This window comes from Victivallis sp. (genome assembly GCF_048170485.1).
Lineage (GTDB): Bacteria > Verrucomicrobiota > Lentisphaeria > Victivallales > Victivallaceae > Victivallis.
In genome coordinates this window covers 1-2571 of the sequence record NZ_DBEXAY010000272.1, presented here as the reverse complement: position 1 = coordinate 2571, position 2571 = coordinate 1, and the positions used below count along the sequence as shown (strand labels likewise).

Below are 2571 nucleotides of genomic sequence, written 5' to 3'. Positions count from 1 at the left end.
ATTTTCACCGATGAAACGGGCCTGGATCTGGAAAAGGCGATTCCACTGGTCAGGAGCTGGGGGCTTCATTACGTCGACCTGCGCAGCAGAATCTTTCAGCGACCGCTGGAGAAACTCACCGACCGCCAGCTTGAAGAGGTCAAAAAGCTGCTCGATGACAACGGACTGCAGGTGGCCTGCCTGCAATCCTCGCTGGGCAAGGTGCACCTGCCGGATAAGGAACGCTTGAAGGAGGAGGCGGAGAAGCTGGATCGCCTCATTGCGGCCTCACAGATTCTCGACTGCAATCTGGTCCGCTCCTTCTTCTTCTGGCAGCCGCCGGACGGGCAGGAGAAGGCCGGCATCGGAGAACTCGCCGTCCGGCCCGACGTTCTGGCGCAGGTGATGGAACTGTTCCTGCCGTTTGCGGAAAAGGCCCGCCGGGCCGGTCTCATTTTCGCCTTCGAAAACTGCGGCTGCACCAAGGAAGAGTGCTTCAAGATGATCGATGCGCTGGAGATTCCCGGCTGGGGGTTCGCCTGGGATCCGAAGAACAGCTGGATGCACGACAAGGCGGAGCGGGAAAAGGATCCGGAAGCCTATTTCAGAAAGATTGCGAAACGCACCAACTGCGTCCATGTGAAGTCGACCGGAAGCATCTGGCTTGCCGACAATTTTGACCCCATCCCCTATGAGAAGATCTTCCGCACGCTGGAAGAGGCCGGGTTCAACGGTCCGGTCAGTCTGGAAACCCACAACTTCAACCCGGAGCTCACCAACGCGGAAGCGTGCGAACAGGTGCTCGAAGTGGTGCGGAAGGCGTGGCCCGCGGCGGCGGCGGGAGCGCAGCAGGAGAGCTGTTCGGTCTCCGCCGCGACGGTGGTGCGGAGCTATGTGGCGGACCCGGTCCGGTTCGGGGTGGTCGGTCTGGGGATGGGTCACAACCGGGCGACCGAGATGGCCGGAACGCCCGGCATCCGGCTGATGCAGGTCTGCGATCGGCTCGAGGATCGGCGGAAACGGACCTCCGAAGCGCTGCATGTTCCTGCGGTCGCGGATTTTTCGGAGATGCTGAACAATCCGGAAATTGAAGCGGTCATGGTGATGAACGAGACCGGCCGCCACGCGGAACTGGCGATTCAGGCACTGCAGGCCGGCAAGCACGTTCTGGTAACCAAGCCGATGGAGATGAGCGTCGCCGCCTGTGACCGGATGATCGCCCTCGCCGCCGAAAAACATCTTCTGCTCGCGCTGGATCACTGCCGCCGGCTGCGCCCTTCGGTGCAATCGCTGAAGGCGGCGCAGGAAGCGGGCTTTTTCGGGCGGCCCCTGAGTGCCTCGGTCACGCTCAAAGTGAACCGGACCATGGACTATTTCCGGGAAAACGGCGGATGGCGCGGCACCCGGAAGCTGGACGGCGGTGTGCTCAGCAACCAGACCATCCACCACCTCGATGAACTTCTGTTCGTCTTCGGCATGCCGGAAGCGGTCCGCTGCGACGCCTGGACGCAGACCCATGAGATCGAGATGGAAGATCTGGGTCTGGCGGTCTGGAAATATGCCAACGGCATGATCGTCAACATCTGTGCGACCACGAGTTATCCGCAATCGAGCTGGTACTATCAGATGGAGGCGCACGGCACCAACGGAGCGTACATCCACCGCGAAGGAGGGGCGCAGCAAACGCCGGAGAGCCTTTATTTTCAGAACAACAGCTGGACGAAGTCCGCCCCGTATCCCCGCGAGTGTGCGTGGCTGAACTCCATGGACAACTTCGCCTCGGCCCTGCGGTGCGGAACGCCTCTCCTGACCACGCCGCAGGAGGGACGCAACGCGGTTCTCCTCATCAACGCCATGTATGAATCCGCCTACGAAAAGAACGGCGAATGGGTTGCTCTCAAACATTAAATGAAATCCTCAAAAACGCGAAGGGAGATATACACCATGCGACAAATCAAGATCGACGACGCCTCCTTGAACACATCTCCGAACGTTTGCAGAAACAACAAACGTAAGTCATTTACTCTCATAGAATTGCTCATTGTTATAGCCATCATTGCCATTCTTGCGGCAATGCTTCTTCCGGCATTGAACAAAGCAAGAGACAAGGGAAAAACCATCAGTTGCACGAACAACTTGAAACAGCAGGGGCTGGCGGTCATTCAATATTGCGACTCAAACAGTGATATCACATTTCCTTCCGGAATGCAGGCAGGAGTCATGCAGAATCTCTACTGGCACGCGACTCTCTATGCCAATATGATTGGGAGCACTCCTCCTAAGAATTCGCTGGTGTACGACATTGACTGGAGCGGCGGCCCCGGCTTGCTGAAAGTGAAACTGTTCGGTTGTCCCGGCTGGTTCAAGGACCCGGTCTCCACCGCGCCGGCTGTGTTGCAACATTACAGTGTCAACGTCTATTTCGCCAGCGATCATGTGACGCGCACGTTGTCGGCAATTTCTCAACCGTCACGCCGGGCGATTATCTTTGATTACCCCAATCAGAGAAGGGTCGGCAGACCGCTGTTGAGTTATACCTCCGCCTGGCGCCATGCGGGACGCGGGAACTATCTTTTTGCAGATGGTCATGTC

Annotated in this window: 2 protein-coding genes; both read left to right on the top strand. The window is 58.2% G+C overall.

What is annotated here, in order from left to right; genetic code table 11:
- Positions 1–1887 (top strand): Gfo/Idh/MocA family oxidoreductase (locus ACMLHG_RS14130; RefSeq protein WP_417170905.1); only part of this gene is annotated, 1887 nt, incomplete at its 5' end.
- 36 nt (positions 1888–1923) lie between these two features.
- Positions 1924–2571 (top strand): prepilin-type N-terminal cleavage/methylation domain-containing protein (locus tag ACMLHG_RS14125; protein WP_417170904.1); only part of this gene is annotated, 648 nt, incomplete at its 3' end.